This window comes from Tepidibacter hydrothermalis (genome assembly GCF_029542625.1).
GTDB classification, from domain to species: domain Bacteria; phylum Bacillota; class Clostridia; order Peptostreptococcales; family Peptostreptococcaceae; genus Tepidibacter_A; species Tepidibacter_A hydrothermalis.
In genome coordinates this window covers 1,130,835-1,147,908 of record NZ_CP120733.1, presented here as the reverse complement: position 1 = coordinate 1,147,908, position 17,074 = coordinate 1,130,835, and the positions used below count along the sequence as shown (strand labels likewise).

Sequence of the window (17,074 nt, the reverse complement as noted above, 5' to 3'; positions counted from 1 at the left end):
AAGTCAAAAATTCAGTTAGAGCAAAGGCTCAATCACAATTAATTTTTGCTTTATAATATAACATTATACAAAGGAGTAACTTATGAGAATTCTTGTTGATGCAGATGCTTGTCCTGTTAAAGATATAATAATTAAAGTCGCTAAGCACTTCAATATAGCTGTACTGATGTTTATAGACACAAGTCATGTTCTACATGATGATTATTCAAAAATCGTTACTGTAGGTCAGGGAAAAGACTCTGTAGATATGGCTTTGGTAAATTCAGTTGAAGAAGGAGATGTAATTATTACTCAAGACTATGGACTTGCTGCCATGGTACTAGCAAAAAAAGCCCATGTTATAAATCAAAACGGACTTATTTATACTGATGACAATATAGATATACTACTTCTTCAAAGACATTTGTCTCAAAAAGCTAGAAAGGCTAGAAAAAGAATTAAAAGCGCTAAAAAAAGAACCAAATCAGATAACGAATTGTTTGAAAAAAACTTTATGGATCTTTGCGAATCATTAATACAATAGAATGACATTTTAATGTTGTAATTTCTTACATAAAGATGAACTGTGCGATTTTTTGTATTTCCCAGGAAAATATATCTTTTATATGTGAATAATTCTTGCTATTAATCTCTTAAAAAAGCTAATACTATTATTAGACTTTAGGAGGTGTTATAATGAATCAAGGAAACCATAATATAGGATGTACTGTTACTGAATGTAGACATCATGCTAAAACTATGAACAATTGTACTCTAACTCATATAGAAGTTGTAAAACACAAAAGTGAAGCTACATGTCCAGAGTGCACAGATTGCGGAAGTTTCGAAAAAGAAAAATAATAAAAAGAGACTCCACTTTATTTAAAGTGGAGTCTTTTTATGTATTTTTCTTATCTATACTTTAAATCTATCTGTATGATTTTTTAATTCCTGTGCTACATTACTTAAATTGTCTACACTAGCACTTATCTCTTCAAAAGAACTTACCTGTTCTTCTATTACTGCATTTATCTGCTGTACTTCGCTAGCATTCTCATTAGTAGTACTAGATATTTCATTCATAGCACTAGTCATATCTTGTGATATACCAGCTTGATTTTGAGATGATCTAGATACCACTTCTATTGTGTTAGTAATATCATATATAGCATTTAATATATCATCAAATTTGTCATTTATTTTAGTTGCCTTATCTACACCAACCTTAACTAAAGTAGTTCCTTCCTTTATAGACTTATCCGCTCTTTGTGATTTAGATTGAATATCATCTATTAATTCCTCTATTTTATAAGCAGACACTTTACTTTCTTCTGCTAACTTTCTAACTTCCTCCGCTACTACTGCAAATCCTTTCCCATGTTCTCCAGCCCTAGCTGCTTCTATAGCTGCATTTAAAGCTAATAAATTTGTTTGTTCAGATATTCCTGTTATTATAGAAATTATATCTCCAATTTCCTTAGATGATTCATTTAAATCTAAAATAGATTCATATACTAAACCAGTAGATTTTTCTACCTCATTAATAGTTTTTACTACCTCGTCTATCTCCTTTGCTCCTTCATTAGATAATTTTAAAATTTCTTTACTTTTATTAAACGTACCTTCCGCTTCCTCTGAAATAACATTTGAAGAGCTTGCCATTTCTTCTATACTCGCTGTAGTTTCTTCTACTATACTTGCATTCCCTTGAATAGAGTCCGATATAGAAGTAACACCTATAGCCATTTGTTCAATTCCACGAGCAGATTCATCCATTACCGTTCCAATTTCTGCCGAAGAAGATGCCATCAATTCTGCACTTTCCTTAACTCTTGCAATTATAATATTTACATTTTCTATAAATATATTAAACCATTTTGCCAACTCTCCTACTTCATCTTCTGTAACTACTTTTAACCTTTTGGTTAGATCTCCCTCACCTTGAGCAACCTCCTTAAGCATTTCTGTTGTATCTAATATAGGTTTTGAAATTTTATCAGATATCATATTTATAATAAGAATTAACAATATCATAGATACTATAGTTGTTACTATAGATATATTTCTCATTTTTTTTACATCTTTCACTATAGCTTCCACAGGAATACTAACTGAAAAAGACCAAGGTGTAGAAGTATTTCCTATTTCTATAGGTACATATATTCTATGTACTTCCTTTTTTAATGAATTAGATACTAAATTTAAGCTATGTTCTTTTCCTTCTTTTATGAATTCCTTTATCTCTTTTCTTTCATTTGTATTTCCAATATCCTTACCGAGATTATCATCTTTTTTATGAGCTACATAAGTACCATTATTAGCTATAATAGATACATATCCAGTTCCATATGGCTTTATATCCTTTACTTGTTGCTGAAAGGATTCAAGACTCATATCAATACCCAATACACCTAATACCTCTCCATTTATCTCAATTGGTACACCTAAAGATATCATAAGCTCTTTTTTATTTCCAAATTCATACCAATAAGGATCCATTATATATTCAGATTTAGTATCTTTAGGAATCAGGTCAAAATCCCCTCCCGACTGTATATCATATTCTTTTAAAGCTTCTACTTTAATAGAACCTTCATTTCTGTACCAATAAGGTATTACTCTTCCCGTATAATCACTATCTATTGAATTAACATACTCCTTATCTTTACCATCAAACTTGTTAGGCTCCCAACATGTCCATACCGCTATAAAATCTTCATTTTTCTCTAGAGTTTCTTTTAAGATATTATTTAAAAAACTCCTGTCTGTAGAGCCCGATTCTTTCATTACTTTTAATATATTGCTCAAATTTTCAGCAATACTCACAGTATTGTTTAATTCTCCTTCCACAAAATTGCTATAATTATAAGCTGTTTCTTTTGTATTTTCATAAGCAGCTCCAGTCATCAGTTTGCTAGTTTGAGAATATAGTATGCCACTTGTTATGCACAAGGAAATAAGTACAAATATTCCTATATATGCTATTATTTTACTCTTTAATTTTTTAAATTTAAACATAATTTAACCTTCCCTCGAATTTTTTTCATTTCCTATTAATTCATTTTTTGATTAATGCCTATTTGTATCTTTTAAATTTTTAACAAAATATATAATATTATATAAAACGAACTTTTCCAGAATTAATTATACTAAATATTTCTTGTTTATACAATTTTTTTCATTTTTCACTCTTTATAATGTTGATTTCGAAAATAATTTCAAATAAAATTATATACTCCTATCTATAATTTTATTTATGTAATTATTTTTCATAAATTTATATACTACATATTTTTAGAATATCCTTAAATCACGATATTAAATTTCTTCAAAAAATAAAAAAAGACCGTCAGGTCTTTACATAACTGGTGCGGATGACGGGACTTGAACCCATACGAGCGTAGCTCACTACCCCCTCAAGATAGCGTGTCTGCCGATTCCACCACATCCGCATACTCAATCTTAATAATATTCTAATTGTTCTGTATATATAAGTCAATAACTTTTTCTATTCACTTACATATATGTTTTCAAAACCATTATATATATTAAATTCATTTGAATCCAGCTTTCCTTTGATTTTATTATTTAAAACTAAGTTTTTATCCTTAACCAACAGACTTATAAACGGGATGTTCTTGCTAACATATTTTTCTAGTTCATTATAGTTTTGTATTCTTTCAGATTCGCTATTAGAACTTATAAGCTTTTGAATCAATATATTTACATTATCATCATTATAATTTGTAAAATCATTGTAGAAATTAAACCTAGGGTCAGGAACAATAGGAAGTGTCCACCCTAAAAGTGCTAAATCATAGTCCTTATTGTTAATAGCATTTGTAAGTTCTTCTCCAGAAAGTTCTATTATTTGTGCATCAATTCCTACATCTGACAATGAAGTTTTTATTAAATAAGCTTCTTTTAGTCTTTCAAAATTTTCTTGATTTACAACAACTCTAAACTGAACTTCGTCTAAATTTATCTTACTCAAATATTTCTTAGCTTTATCTACATCGTATTTAACAGTTTCTAATTCTTTATTGTAGTATTTTGATTTTTTATTTAATGGGAATTCCACTAAATCTCCGTTATTCAAATAAACATCCTTTAATATTTTTTTTCTATCTATACTGTACAATAATGCTTTTCTAAAATTTATATCTTGTATATATTGATTATCGAAATTCAAAGCTACAAATTCGTATTCATTTCCTGTGTAATTATTTATATCAAATCGCTTAGCAGGAAACTCCCCACTTATTATCTTATCTATTTTACAAATATCAGTTTCAAGAGATATAATCATACTCTCTTGTGCTTCTTTATCAGGTACTATAACTAGTCTTACCTTATCTATATAAGGTTTCTTATCATAGTAATCTTCATTTCTTACTAAATCTATATACTTTCTTTTTTCATATTTATCTATTTTATACATTCCAGATCCTATTAAATTGTTTGAATAAAGAGTCATGTCCTCATTACTCAAACCAGCAAGTCTATTCTTTGGAAGTATTGGAAATATAAAATTTTCTAAAGAAAAAGAATATGAATCTTTAAATACTATATTAAAGCTAGTATCAGATAAAACCTCCACCCTAGATACATTCTCAACAAGAGATTTATAAGTACTTTTATCTAGTGTTTTCAATAGATTTATTGTAAATTGAACATCTTGACTTGTTAAACTTGTTCCATCATGCCAAAGTATATTATCTTTTAAATTTATACTTAAGCTCATTCCATCTTGCGAAAGAGTATACTTATCAACAAGCTTTGGCTTTATATTATAATTTTCATCTACCACAAATAGACTGTCATACACCAATTTAAGAGCTTGATCTAAGGATTTTTCATTATTTAAAAGTGGGTTCAATGTTTTAAATTCGACAACAGAAATATTTACTTTTCCACCACTCTTAGGGCTTAAGTCTTCCTCTTGCAATATAGCTTTTTCTAACTCAGCATCTATATTAACATTATCTTTGCTACATCCAAAGAGAAATACAACCATAATTAAAAGAAAAATAATTTTAACTTTTTTCATTAGTTTTTTCCTCATTTCTCGTAAATAGCTTTATATCTTTTATAATATTTATTTACCTTGTTCACATAATCGCTAGTCTCTTTAAAAGGTATTGTATCTAAGTTTATTCCATTTCTACTATACCTTTGATCCTTTAGCCATTTGTCTACATTTCCAGATCCACCATTATACGCCGCTATTACTAAGTCTTTATCATCGAATTGCTTAAATAGCTTACTTATATACCAACATCCTATTTGAATATTAGTCTCTGGATTAAATATATTTATATCTCCCATTTGAAGTTCATCCTCAGCCCATAACTGAGTAATATTTGATATTTGCATAAGGCCCCTAGCCTCTCTATTAGACTCAGCATAAGGAAAAAATTTACTTTCAACCTTCATTATAGAAAATACCAAATATGGATCTATATCGTATTCCTTAGAATATTTCATTACATACTCTTCATAATGTGTGGGATATACTATTTTTAAACATCTATTCACTCCAAATGTCAAACCCGCAATAAGTATAATAGCGCAAATAATAAAATACTTCTTTTTAATCAAGATACGTTTCCTCCACATAATCACAAAATTTTTCTACATCCGCTTCAAGTTTATCCTGATCATATGAATTATCGATTATATAATCAGCATATTTTTTCTTATCTTCCACACTCATCTGTGATCTAATTCTTAAAGTAGCATCCTCTTTGCTTATATTATCTCTTTTTACGATTCTTTTAATCTGTATATTTTCATTGCATGTAACAAGAAGTACCATATCGACTAAATTTAATAGATTTGCCTCTATTAAAAGAGGCGCATCTAATATCACAATTTTTTCACCTTGTTTATTAAATTTGTCTATATTGACTTTTATGTTGTTAATTATTATAGGATGAGTTATAGAATTTAGTTTTTCAAGCTTATTTTCATCGGAGAAAACAATACTTCCTAATTTTTTTCTATCTAACATATTATCAGAATCAAGTATCTCACTTCCAAAATATTCTACAAGCACATCAAGATCTTTTTTATTATCAAATATTTTTCTTGAAATTTCATCTGCATCTATTATGTTTATATTCTTTTTCTTTAAAATATTAGAAACTGTACTTTTTCCACTTCCTATTGACCCTGTAAGACCTATTACTATCATATTCTCACCTACTTCGTTTCATACCATGATTTTCCTGTATTAAGGTCTATACTAAGTCTAACCTTCATATTCACAGCATTTTCCATTTCATTTTTCAAGATCTTCTCAACTTCATCTATTTCATCTTCTAAAGCTTCTATTATAAGTTCATCATGTACTTGTAAAATAAGCTTTGATTTTAAATTCTCTTCTTTAAGTTTTTTATATACATTTACCATGGCAATCTTTATAACATCAGCAGCACTTCCCTGTATAGGAGTGTTCATAGCCAATCTTTTTCCTAAGTTTTTAACTATAAAGTTCTTAGAGTTTATCTCTGGAATATATCTTCTTCTGTTAAGAACAGTACTTACATACCCATCACTCTTAGCCTTTTCTACTATATCATCCATATATTTTTTTATATTAGGATATTTATCAAAGTAATTATCTATATACTCTTTAGCTTTTTTAGCTGGTATATTTAAGTTTTTAGATAACCCGAAATCACTAATTCCGTATACTATCCCAAAGTTAACAGCCTTTGCAGCACTTCTCATCTCACTATCAACATCTTTTATATCAACATCAAATACCTTTGATGCTGTACTTGTATGAATATCTTCCCCACTTTCAAATGCTTTTATTAAGTTCTCATCATCACTTATATGAGCAAGTACTCTAAGTTCTATTTGAGAATAATCTGCATCAACTAAGCTATATCCTTCACTAGGTATGAATACCTTTCTTAAATTTCTTCCCATTTCAAGCCTTACAGGAATATTTTGAAGATTAGGCTCAGTAGATGATATTCTTCCAGTAGTTGTTATAGTTTGATTAAAAGATGAATGAATCCTCTTACTCTTATTATTTATAATATTCAAAAGTCCATCAACATAAGTAGATTGTAACTTAACAATTTGTCTATATTCAGAAATCTTATCGATTATCTCATGTTCAGGTCTTAACTTTTCAAGAACCTCCGCGTTAGTTGAGTATCCAGTCTTAGTTTTTTTAATTATAGGAAGTTCTAATTTTTCAAATAGTATAACCCCTAACTGCTTAGGTGAATTTATATTGAATTCTTCTCCAGCCATCTCATATATATTGTCTTCTAAATTCTTAATTATAGTTGAATATTCTTCCTTAAGCTGTTCTAGCTTTTCAATATCAACCTTGAATCCTTCATACTCCATATATCCTAAAACTTCAATAAGTGGCATTTCTATATCATAAAAAAGTTCTTGCATTTCATATTCATCTATGGTTTTTTCCATCTCATTTTTTATACCTATAACAACCTCAATTAGATTATTAAAATATTTAACCAAAACATCTTCTTCTAATTCTTCAAATTTTTTGGCCTTCTTTCCTTTTCCTAAAAGTTCTTCTTCACTATTTATATTTTTACCCATATATTTAGCTGCTAAATTATCATGTAAGTAATTAGAACTTGTAGCATCTATTAAGTATTCTCCTATTACAATATCAAACTTCATATTTTTGATATCTATATCATAACTTCTAAGGGCAATATATTCTTCTTTTAATTTATAACCGTATTTTTCTATCTCTTCTGATTCTAATACATCTTTTAATTTTAATATACATATTTCTTCATTTATATAATATACTTTATCTTGCTCTAAACCTATGAACATATATATTATGTTTTTATCTAATATGTTTCCTTTTTTTGTAACAGTTTTTAAGTACATATATTTCTTCTTCTTTATTTCATCTATAACAAAATCTATATTATCATTATTTATCAATACAGACTTTATATCTTTCTCTTCTACAACCTCTTTGTTCATGCTTATTCTTTTAATTAAACTATTAAATCCAAATGTATTAAAAAGCTTTATTATCTTTTGTTCATCATAATTTTCAAGCTTTAATTCATCTATATCTATATCAACAGGCATATCTCTTACTATTGTGGCAAGACGCTTACTCATAAGAGCCGTATCTATATTTTCCTCTATCTTCTTTTTCACACTTCCCTTTAGCTTGTCTGTATTTTGAACTAAATTTTCAATCGTTTCAAATTCTTTTAAAAGTTTAATTCCAGTTTTTTCTCCTATTCCAGGTACTCCTGGTATATTGTCAGACTTATCCCCCATAAGCCCTTTAAGATCTATAAATTGATCTGGAGTTAGCTCATATCTTTTTAAAACTTCATCATAGTCATATATTTCAAGTTCTGTTATACCTTTTTTAGTTATAAGTATCTTAGTTTTATTAGATGCAAGTTGTATAGCATCCTTATCTCCAGTAACTATAATAACCTCAAAATTATCTTCTTCTGCAATTTTAGATACTGTTCCAATTATATCATCAGCTTCAAAACCTTCCATTTCAAGTCTGTTTATCTTGAATGCATCTAAAAGTTCCTTCAATGGTTCTACCTGAACTCTTAATTCATCAGGCATTTTTTTTCTTCCAGCTTTATAATTTTCATACTGCTTGTGTCTAAACGTAGGTGCCTTAAGGTCAAATGCTACACTCATATGAGTTGGATTATATTCGTCTATTATCTTAAATAGCATAGTAGTAAATCCATATATTGCATTAGTATGTAATCCTTCTTTATTCATAAGATCTGGCAAAGCATAAAAAGCTCTATTCATCAAAGAGTTTCCATCTATTATAACAAGTTTTTTATTCAAATTTATCACACTCCGTATTCATTTATAAATAACATAAAGCGAAACTTAATTGAGATGAGTTTTTTTCTCTATTTCAATTTTTAGTTACGCTAATCCAGAAGCTATTAAGTTCTTATCTCCAGCATTAAAAATATAGAATTTTAGAACTTTTAGCTTTCAGATAAATAATTCAGACGAAGTTAAACTTCACCTGAATTAAGTTTCATTTTATTATATCATTATTATATGTTTTAATCACAAGGAAATTATATAAATCAAAACTTAATTTAAATGAAGTTTTTACTCCACCTAAATATTTAATTGAGTAAGTACCCTTTCGTATAAATTTCAACGTACAAATAACGTGTATTAAAGATCTCAACTATTACTTATATTATATATTTTTTAAAATCTATTGAATTTTATTCTGATATATGTTAATATTTGTTTGTAAGATTTTTTGCCCGAGTGATGGAATTGGCATACGTACGCGACTCAAAATCGTGGTTTTGCGAGTTCGAGTCTCGCCTCGGGCACCAATTAAATTTCGAAATAAAAAGTGCACTCGTAATTAGAATTTAATTCTAATTACGAGTGCACTTTTTATTCTTAAAGAAATTATATTATTTTTTATTTTAAAAATTATGCTCTAGTATTTGATTTTCCTCCAGGATTAGTCATTCCGTAAAGTCCAAAATTAGTTAAGTTATTATAAACATGCTTTGTTGGTATAAGCCATACTGTTCCTGTTCCTCTAAATACATTTAATAATCCTTCTCCACTAGTTGCAGAACCTATTAATGATTTAGAAGATGTTTCAACTGTAAAATTAATATTTCCAGTTCTTAGTATAGCAAAGTTTCCATCCACCTTTAATGTTTCATTATTTAATTCATACTCCATTATTTCCTCTTTAGGTACAGGCACTTCAAGAACCACAAGTCCACTTCCACGAAGTTTAGTTTGAAAAAGTCCCTCTTGACCAAGCACTGCTGATGATACATTTTTTTGCATAGCTGCTCCAACTTCTACAGTATCTTCACAAGCATAAAATACTCCATCATCAACAATAATTTCTTCATTTTCAAGTTCAACAATAATATAATGACCAAAGCTAGGCTCTAAATAAATTTCTCCTGTTCCTGAATACTTTGGCTTAAATGTTGTCTCACCTGTCACACTTCCTTTTAAAAACTTTTTACCAAGCCCTATAATTCCTCCCATTTTATTATCCATTTCTATATTCCCTTTTAAATAACTTAAAGCTCCTGCTTCTAATCTAATTTGAGTATTATTTAAAGTTATTTTCACTTGTCTAAGTTTAATGTTTGAATCTTTCATAAAGGATAACATTATTGCACTCGATACATTACTTCCTCCTCTTAATTCTTCAAACTCCAAAACTTCAATAGATACATTTTCATTATTCATTGTTTCTATTACTTTAATATTATTATTCATATTATTATTATTAGTCTTCATAAATCTTCCCCCTTATTTTTACATAATTCTACATAATTTTTTATATATTATATCATAAAACATTAATATTACTGATTTTTTAATATAATTCTTATTTATGTAAAATATAGTGAAAAAATACTTAAGGGATGTATATTCTACAAGATGTATGCCTATATTTTTTTAATTACCATACCCATCTACTATTGAAATAAGCCTTTTCTTTGATTTATCTGATAATAAATCAGTTTTCAAGTCCTCTTTTAACATATTCATATTTCCATATCCTTTTATATACCCATTTAATCTAGTGGCAATTCTAGAATCGATAAATTCACTAAAATTTTCACACGAACTTTTAATCTCATCACTTACCGTTCTCAAACTTTGAAGATAGTATTTTTGATGATAATTTTCAGCACTATAAAACTCATCTATACATTCTATATCAGTATATATATTTTCATTTGTTTCTTTCTCTTCTTTACTTTTTAAAGCTTTTATCTTTTGTTTATTATCGTGATATAATATCAGTGATCTATACTGTACTTTTGAAGACTTTCTCTTGAATGTATTATTTCTCCAAAATATATCTAAAAGTTCATCATAAGTTATGACTTCTCCATCATAATCTATTTGTACAACCTCAGTATGATCCATCATATTAGTATAAGTTGGATTTTTGCTTTTTCCTCCACTATACCCAACTCTAGTTCTTATTACTCCATCTATTAACCCAAACTGAGCATCTGGACCCCAGAATCACCCCATACCAAAAGTGGCTTTTTTAATCATATTATCAACTCCTTTGATATGATTATACCCACTTTTATTTACTTTACCCCAGGAAGAATAGCCCTAAATAAATTTCTTTTAGTTACGTTTATAAATTTAACACTGCCCTTGTTCTCAAAAGAATTCTTTATTCTATTAAATCCCATTCCACTACCTAAAAATCTCATCTTATCATCTAGTATTAATAATCTTTGGTATATCCAATCATTTCTTCTAGATGGATTTTTTTCTTTTATCAAAGTATTTATACTATCTCCTCTGATAAGTACCCCTGGATTATTTACCTCCACCTTATCCTTTCCTAAATATATGACTATTTCTCTTGTTAAATCATAATAATCCCTATGAACTAAACTGTTCCTAATACATTCATAAAGTCCCTCTATAGGGTAATTGTAATTTTTGAGAATATGTCCAAGGTAATATTCAACCTCATTTAACATACGAATTATATTTCCATGAAATATTTTAGTAGTAATCTCTTTATCTAAATTATCTATAACCCTTATAGATGAACTCGTTATATGTTTTTGAGGATGGTTTCCAAAAACCAATAATCCTCCTAATGTAGTTACATAATTCCCATCTTCCATCTTTATGCATATCCCTAGATTTTCTAATAGTTCTATAGATATATCTTCATTAATATTTATCTTTTTACAATATGAACGAACTATCTTCTCATCTATTTCACTTATATTACTTTCAACGACAGGTATCATTTCAGTATTTATAATACCACTTTCCTCAAACATACTTGCAACCTCATGTCTTCTAGCTATATCAGTAGTAGACCCTCTTCTTATATAAAAACTCCCATTTTGTCTTAATTGATGAGGTTTTTGATTACTTTTAAATATTATGAGTATTCCTAATGTTTTTCCCTCATACTCTTCATACTCCATTTTTATACTCACTGGTGGATCTATTCTGTTTGATAGTATCTGTTGTATTTTTTCCTCTACATAAAAATCCTTTTGAATACCTATTATCTTCTTTGTTTTATCTTCAATTCCAAATATTATATAACCCCTTCCTCCGTACGTATTAGCAATTGCTAGTATATCTTTAGCCAATTCTTTTTTTTCTGCCTGAGTATTCAAATTTATCTTTAATTTATAATCAAGCTTAGCACCCTCGGGCTTTTTTAAAAGGTTAGATATCTTATTTTTGTCCATCTAATCACCTCTCCAAAATTCGCTTCATTCTAATCTATAGATTATATTAATATTTTAAGGCTTGAAAATGTATATGTTATATAACATCATATTATAACTATATGTTATAATCTACTTATAATTTAACAAAAGGGAGCAGATAATATGGATTTTAAACAACTCGAAACATTTATAGAAATAGCAAAACATAAAAGCTTCTCAAAAGCTGCAAAAGAACTGTTTTTGACACAACCCACTATAACTACTCATATTCAAAATCTCGAAAAAGAACTTGGGACTATTCTAATAAATAGAAATAACAAGAATATTTCTTTAACGGAACCAGGAGAAATTCTTTATTCTCATGCTCTTGAAATATTAAATTCTAGAAAAAAAGCATTGTTCAATTTAAAAGAATACGAAGGAAAAATAGAAGGTATTATAGATATAACCTCAAGTTCAATCCCGGAAACATATATATTACCAGATATTTTGAAGTCTTTTATAAATGATTTTCCAGACGTTAAGTTTACTATAACTCATCACGATTCTCATGATGCAATAGATGAAATATTAAATGAAAAAGTAAACTTCGGATTTGTAGGTTCAAAAATTCCAAACTCACAAATACAGTATATAGACTTAATAAAGGATGAACTCGTTTTAATAACTCCTTATGATTATAATATTATAAATAACGATTCATATGTGAGTATTTCTTCTCTTAAAAAGGAAAATTTTATAATGAGAAAAGAGGGTTCAGGAACTAGAAAAGTTATAGTAAATGAACTTAAAAAGAATGATCTTCCATTAGATCATTTCAACATATTAGCACATGTGGAAAGTAATGAAGCAACCAAGGAAATGGTAAAAAAAGGAATAGGGCTTTCTATCGTATCTAATAAATCTATAGTAGATGATCTTAGTTCTAAATCACTAAAAGCCTATAAAATAAAAGAGTTAGATCTTAAAAGAAAATTTTATTTTATATATTCTAAAAAAAGAATAAATACACCTTTAGAAGAAAAATTTATAGATCATATCAAGAATTTTTTTGAATAAATTTGAGGTTATTTTAAAAATTCAAATAGGTATATAGTTTCCTACTTATTATAAAAAAATGGCGCTCATTTAAATGTTAGCTACTTTTTTGTTGATATTTCTCTATAAAACTTAGATTGTGACTTTTAACTATCCGTTAAGAAACTTCTTTGTCTGACCTTAAGGAGTTTAAGAAGTTTTAGGATATTTAATAAGTCACAATCTTTAGTTTTATTAAAATATTAACTAAGTAGCGTTATTTAAATGAGTGCCATTTTTCGGTTAACCTTAAAAATTCACTTACTATTCTATTTTAAAAATCCTCTATAAGCCTTGAAAGTTTCGTAGCAATCCACTTTGCTTGCAAGTTCCATAGGTGCATGCATACTTAAAAGAGCAACTCCACAATCTACAACTTCAGCTCCATAATTTGCTAGTATGTAGGCTATAGTTCCACCTCCACCTTGGTCTACTTTTCCAAGTTCTCCTACTTGCCATGTAACATCATTTTCATCGAAAGTTTTTCTTATTTCAGATAAAAATTCTGCATTTGCATCATTACAACCAGATTTTCCTCTAGCTCCTGTATATTTAGCTACAACTACACCATTCCCTATAAATGCTGCATTTCTCTTATCAACAACATCTGGGAAATTTGGATCAAAGCCACAAGTAACATCTGCAGATAATACCTTTGAATTACCTAATGCTCTTCTTAATTTCAAATCATTATAATCTCCTTGAGCATTTATAATTTCAGCAACTGTATTTTCAAAGAATCTAGATTGCATTCCTGTATTACCCATAGATCCTACTTCTTCTTTATCTACAAATAATCCAACAGCTGTATATTCAGGATTTTCAACTTCAAAAATACCTTTAAGTCCTGCGAATGTACAAACTCTATCATCATGGCCATAAGCTGCAATCATAGATCTATCAAGTCCTACATCTCTTGATTTTCCAGCCGGAACTATTTCAATTTCAGCAGTTAAGAAATCTTCTTCTGTCATTTCATATTTCTCATTTAATAATTTTAATACATTTTTCTTAACAGAATCCTTTTCTTCATCCTTTAAAGGTATATTTCCTATTAAAACATTAAGTCCTTCACCTGTAATACCTTCAGAAAGTTTTTTACCCATTTGGTCCTTAGCTAAATGTATTAAAAGATCACTTATGTATACTACAGGATCATTTTCATCATCACCAATATTAATATCAACCTTATTTCCATCCTTAGTATAAACAACGCCATGCATACTTAACGGAATTGTTGTCCATTGATACTTTTTAACTCCTCCATAGTAATGAGTCTTAAGAAGTGCTAAATTACCATCTTCATAAAGCGGAAATGGTTTTAAATCTAGTCTTGGTGAATCTATGTGTGATCCAACTATCTTCATACCCTTTTCTATTTCATTTTGTCCTATTACAAATAACGCTACCCCTTTATCTTTGTTATTTGCATATATCTTAGAACCTGATTTAATATTCTTATTTTCTAAAGCTTCTTCTAATGAAATATAGCCTTGCTTCTTTGCCTTATTAATTATCTCATCTACACATCTTCTCTCAGTTTTTCCATTGTCTAAAAATTCCATATACTCCTTAGAATAAGACATTACAGCATTCATATCTTCATCTTTTAAATTTTTCCATGCATTTTTAAATTCATGATCTAATTTCATATTTACCACCTTCCGTATAGTATTATTTTAACATATTATTTTTATTATATCATATTTCGCAATTTGTTTTTCCATAAATATCAATTAATTAAATTTTTAGTATTTTCATTCACTATTTTATATATTTTTATTATTTCCCATTTAATAGATGAAAAATTCGTCTATAAAAATAGTTGCAAGTGTAGCTATCTCAACAAGCTACCAATAAAGCAAAAAATTTATAATACCTTAGTATATAAAAAACCGTATCTATTGATACGATTTTTTTATAATTTTTTTATATTATTTTTGTATGCATATATAGCTGCTTGAGTTCTATCGGATACCTCAAGTTTTCTTAATATACTAGAAACATGATTTTTTACAGTCTTCTCACTTATATAAAGTTTTTCTGAAATTTCCTTATTGCTAAGGCCATCAGCAATAAGAGATAATACTTCATATTCTCTCTTTGTTAAACTATCTAGCCCTTGCTTAACTGTGTTTCTATCTTTTCTTTTATTTATCTCTCTCAATAGTTCTCCTGCAAGGTTTGGATGAACATAACTTCCACCATTATATACATTTATTATTGCAGAAACTAAACTAGATGATTCTGAATCTTTAAGCATATATCCATTAGCTCCTAGATTTAAAGTTTCTATAAGATATTCTCTTTCATCATATATAGTCAACATTATAACTTTAGTAGATGAATCCATATCCTTTAATTTTCTTAAAGTTTCTACACCATTCATATTAGGCATATTAATATCCAACAGAACTATGTCTATATCTTTTTTTCTATAGTACTCTATGGCCTCATATCCATCACAAGCCTTAGCTACAATAGTTATTTCATCTTCAAGTTCTAATATCTTTGAAAGGCCCTCTCTCATAAGAGAATGGTCATCCACTACCATAACGTTTATATTATCCTTCATCATTTACCTCCTTATTAGGAAAAGCAAATATAACCTTAGTTCCTTCCCCTATTTTACTGTCTATTTTTAATTGACCATCTAATAAAGATGCTCTTTCCCTCATAAAACCTACTCCTAATGATCCTTCTATAATATTGTTATAATCAACATTAAATCCAATGCCATTATCTTCAACAAGACCAGCTACTCTTTTTTCATTTATATCCAATTTAATTTTAACATTAGATGCCTTAGAGTGTTTGCATATATTATTTAAGGATTCCTGTATAACCCTAAATGTAGTTATCCTAACCAGCGGATGCATTATTTTTGTATCATTAAGTACAATCAAATCTATACTTATATCTTTCTCATATTCTATGTCAGATATAGCTCTTTCTATTGTAGGTACCAAACCTAAATCATCTAATGAGGTTGGACTTAAATCATACATAATTCTTCTTAAGTCTCTAAGTGTATTCCTAAGAATTTTCTTTATATTTTTAAGTTCATCTCTAGATAATTGTATATCTTTATCTAAAAGTCTACTCATTATTTCAGACTTTATTACTAAAGAAGCCATACTTTGTGCTGGTCCATCATGAATATCTCTAACTATTCTTCTTCGTTCTTCCTCTTGTGATTTTATTATCTTCATTCCAATCTGAGCCTTACCCTCTAATGAAGACATCTTCTGAGATACATTTTCTAAATCGCCCATCAAAAAATCAACAACAGATTTCATCTTTGACATATATAGTTCGCCTTTTTCTAATATGTCATTCATTTTCTTAAGTCTTATCTCAAGATCATTTCTACTTTTTATTATATTTTTTTCTTCTTCTCTTTTCAATGTAAGCTTTACCTGTATACCCTTAGCGTCTTCATATGCCTGTCTTATTTTCTCTTCTGTTTGATTATGGAAATTTTTACTTATGGATGCCAATCTTTGTTTACTGTTTTTTTCCTCTTTTTCCAAGTATTCAACCTCATCTATTAAAACTTTAACTCTTATTCTGAAGTTTTCTAAATCTATTCTCATTTTTTCACACTCATTATGTACACTTTCATACATAGACAAAACTTCATTTTGGCTATTTTTTATAGTATCTATCACCTTATTGAATACTTCATTAAAATTTACGAACATTTCTTCTCCATTCACAATAAATTACCTCTTTTATCAATTTTCGACATTCCTTATTATTATACTATATTATAC

At 28.2% G+C, this 17,074-nt stretch carries 13 protein-coding genes, 2 tRNA genes and 1 pseudogene; 4 read left to right on the top strand and 12 right to left on the bottom strand.

Annotated elements, in window-relative coordinates; translation table 11 throughout:
- Nucleotides 1-82: 82 nt before the first annotated feature.
- Complete coding sequence (locus P4S50_RS04950; RefSeq protein ID WP_277733477.1) at nt 83-523, top strand: YaiI/YqxD family protein; 441 nt, start codon at nt 83-85, stop codon at nt 521-523.
- A 152-nt stretch (nt 524-675) separates the two neighbouring features.
- A complete protein-coding gene (locus P4S50_RS04945; RefSeq protein WP_277733476.1) occupies nt 676-840 on the top strand; it encodes a DUF1540 domain-containing protein in 165 nt (54 codons plus the stop codon).
- Between the two features lie 54 nt (nt 841-894).
- Here the strand turns inward: P4S50_RS04945 and P4S50_RS04940 are convergent, their stop codons facing one another.
- From P4S50_RS04940 to polA, 6 genes are all read right to left on the bottom strand, one after another.
- The gene (locus tag P4S50_RS04940; protein WP_277733475.1) at nt 895-2,997 is read right to left on the bottom strand and encodes a methyl-accepting chemotaxis protein; all 2,103 of its coding nucleotides are present in this window, start codon (nt 2,995-2,997) and stop codon (nt 895-897) included.
- 348 nt (nt 2,998-3,345) lie between these two features.
- Nucleotides 3,346-3,431 (bottom strand) — tRNA-Leu (locus P4S50_RS04935).
- Between the two features lie 56 nt (nt 3,432-3,487).
- Nucleotides 3,488-5,029, bottom strand: coding sequence for an ABC transporter substrate-binding protein (locus P4S50_RS04930; RefSeq protein ID WP_277733474.1), 1,542 nt, complete (start codon nt 5,027-5,029; stop codon nt 3,488-3,490).
- A gap of 11 nt (nt 5,030-5,040) precedes the next feature.
- The gene (locus P4S50_RS04925) at nt 5,041-5,580 is read right to left on the bottom strand and encodes a lytic transglycosylase domain-containing protein (protein ID WP_277733473.1); all 540 of its coding nucleotides are present in this window, start codon (nt 5,578-5,580) and stop codon (nt 5,041-5,043) included.
- A complete protein-coding gene (gene coaE / locus P4S50_RS04920; protein WP_277733471.1) occupies nt 5,573-6,175 on the bottom strand; it encodes a dephospho-CoA kinase in 603 nt (200 codons plus the stop codon). The genes P4S50_RS04925 and coaE overlap by 8 nt, the downstream gene beginning before the upstream one ends.
- An 8-nt stretch (nt 6,176-6,183) precedes the next feature.
- Complete coding sequence (gene polA / locus P4S50_RS04915; RefSeq protein WP_277733470.1) at nt 6,184-8,826, bottom strand: DNA polymerase I; 2,643 nt, start codon at nt 8,824-8,826, stop codon at nt 6,184-6,186.
- A 441-nt stretch (nt 8,827-9,267) separates the two neighbouring features.
- Between polA and P4S50_RS04910 the strand changes: the two genes are divergently transcribed.
- A tRNA-Leu gene (locus P4S50_RS04910) sits at nt 9,268-9,344 on the top strand.
- Nucleotides 9,345-9,447: 103 nt separating this feature from the next.
- On the opposite strand, the gene P4S50_RS04905 is transcribed toward P4S50_RS04910, so the two are convergent.
- The 3 genes and pseudogenes from P4S50_RS04905 to P4S50_RS04895 form a co-directional block, all read right to left on the bottom strand.
- The gene (locus tag P4S50_RS04905) at nt 9,448-10,287 is read right to left on the bottom strand and encodes an AIM24 family protein (protein ID WP_277733469.1); all 840 of its coding nucleotides are present in this window, start codon (nt 10,285-10,287) and stop codon (nt 9,448-9,450) included.
- 162 nt (nt 10,288-10,449) lie between these two features.
- Nucleotides 10,450-11,016: pseudogene (locus tag P4S50_RS04900) on the bottom strand (peptide-methionine (S)-S-oxide reductase MsrA); the annotation flags it as partial.
- 83 nt (nt 11,017-11,099) lie between these two features.
- Nucleotides 11,100-12,239, bottom strand: a complete 1,140-nt coding sequence (locus P4S50_RS04895; protein ID WP_277733468.1) for an RNA-binding domain-containing protein — start codon at nt 12,237-12,239, stop codon at nt 11,100-11,102.
- 144 nt (nt 12,240-12,383) lie between these two features.
- On the opposite strand from P4S50_RS04895, the gene P4S50_RS04890 reads away from it, so the two are divergent.
- On the top strand, nt 12,384-13,280 hold the full coding sequence (locus P4S50_RS04890; RefSeq protein WP_277733467.1) for a selenium metabolism-associated LysR family transcriptional regulator: 897 nt from the start codon (nt 12,384-12,386) through the stop codon (nt 13,278-13,280).
- Nucleotides 13,281-13,567: 287 nt separating this feature from the next.
- On the opposite strand, the gene P4S50_RS04885 is transcribed toward P4S50_RS04890, so the two are convergent.
- The 3 genes from P4S50_RS04885 to P4S50_RS04875 form a co-directional block, all read right to left on the bottom strand.
- A complete protein-coding gene (locus P4S50_RS04885) occupies nt 13,568-14,950 on the bottom strand; it encodes an aminopeptidase (protein ID WP_277733466.1) in 1,383 nt (460 codons plus the stop codon).
- Nucleotides 14,951-15,216: 266 nt separating this feature from the next.
- Nucleotides 15,217-15,873, bottom strand: a complete 657-nt coding sequence (locus P4S50_RS04880; protein ID WP_331489698.1) for a response regulator transcription factor — start codon at nt 15,871-15,873, stop codon at nt 15,217-15,219.
- A complete protein-coding gene (locus P4S50_RS04875; RefSeq protein ID WP_277733463.1) occupies nt 15,863-17,017 on the bottom strand; it encodes a sensor histidine kinase in 1,155 nt (384 codons plus the stop codon). The genes P4S50_RS04880 and P4S50_RS04875 overlap by 11 nt, the downstream gene beginning before the upstream one ends.
- Nucleotides 17,018-17,074: the final 57 nt, after the last annotated feature.

Coding starts and splice junctions, on each gene's coding strand:
- P4S50_RS04950 (WP_277733477.1), top strand. CDS start 83: ATGAGAATTCTTGTTGATGCAGATGCTTGTCCTGTTAAAGATATAATA.
- P4S50_RS04945 (WP_277733476.1), top strand. CDS start 676: ATGAATCAAGGAAACCATAATATAGGATGTACTGTTACTGAATGTAGA.
- P4S50_RS04940 (WP_277733475.1), bottom strand. CDS start 2,997: ATGTTTAAATTTAAAAAATTAAAGAGTAAAATAATAGCATATATAGGA.
- P4S50_RS04930 (WP_277733474.1), bottom strand. CDS start 5,029: ATGAAAAAAGTTAAAATTATTTTTCTTTTAATTATGGTTGTATTTCTC.
- coaE (WP_277733471.1), bottom strand. CDS start 6,175: ATGATAGTAATAGGTCTTACAGGGTCAATAGGAAGTGGAAAAAGTACA.
- P4S50_RS04905 (WP_277733469.1), bottom strand. CDS start 10,287: ATGAAGACTAATAATAATAATATGAATAATAATATTAAAGTAATAGAA.
- P4S50_RS04895 (WP_277733468.1), bottom strand. CDS start 12,239: ATGGACAAAAATAAGATATCTAACCTTTTAAAAAAGCCCGAGGGTGCT.
- P4S50_RS04890 (WP_277733467.1), top strand. CDS start 12,384: ATGGATTTTAAACAACTCGAAACATTTATAGAAATAGCAAAACATAAA.
- P4S50_RS04885 (WP_277733466.1), bottom strand. CDS start 14,950: ATGAAATTAGATCATGAATTTAAAAATGCATGGAAAAATTTAAAAGAT.
- P4S50_RS04880 (WP_331489698.1), bottom strand. CDS start 15,873: ATGAAGGATAATATAAACGTTATGGTAGTGGATGACCATTCTCTTATG.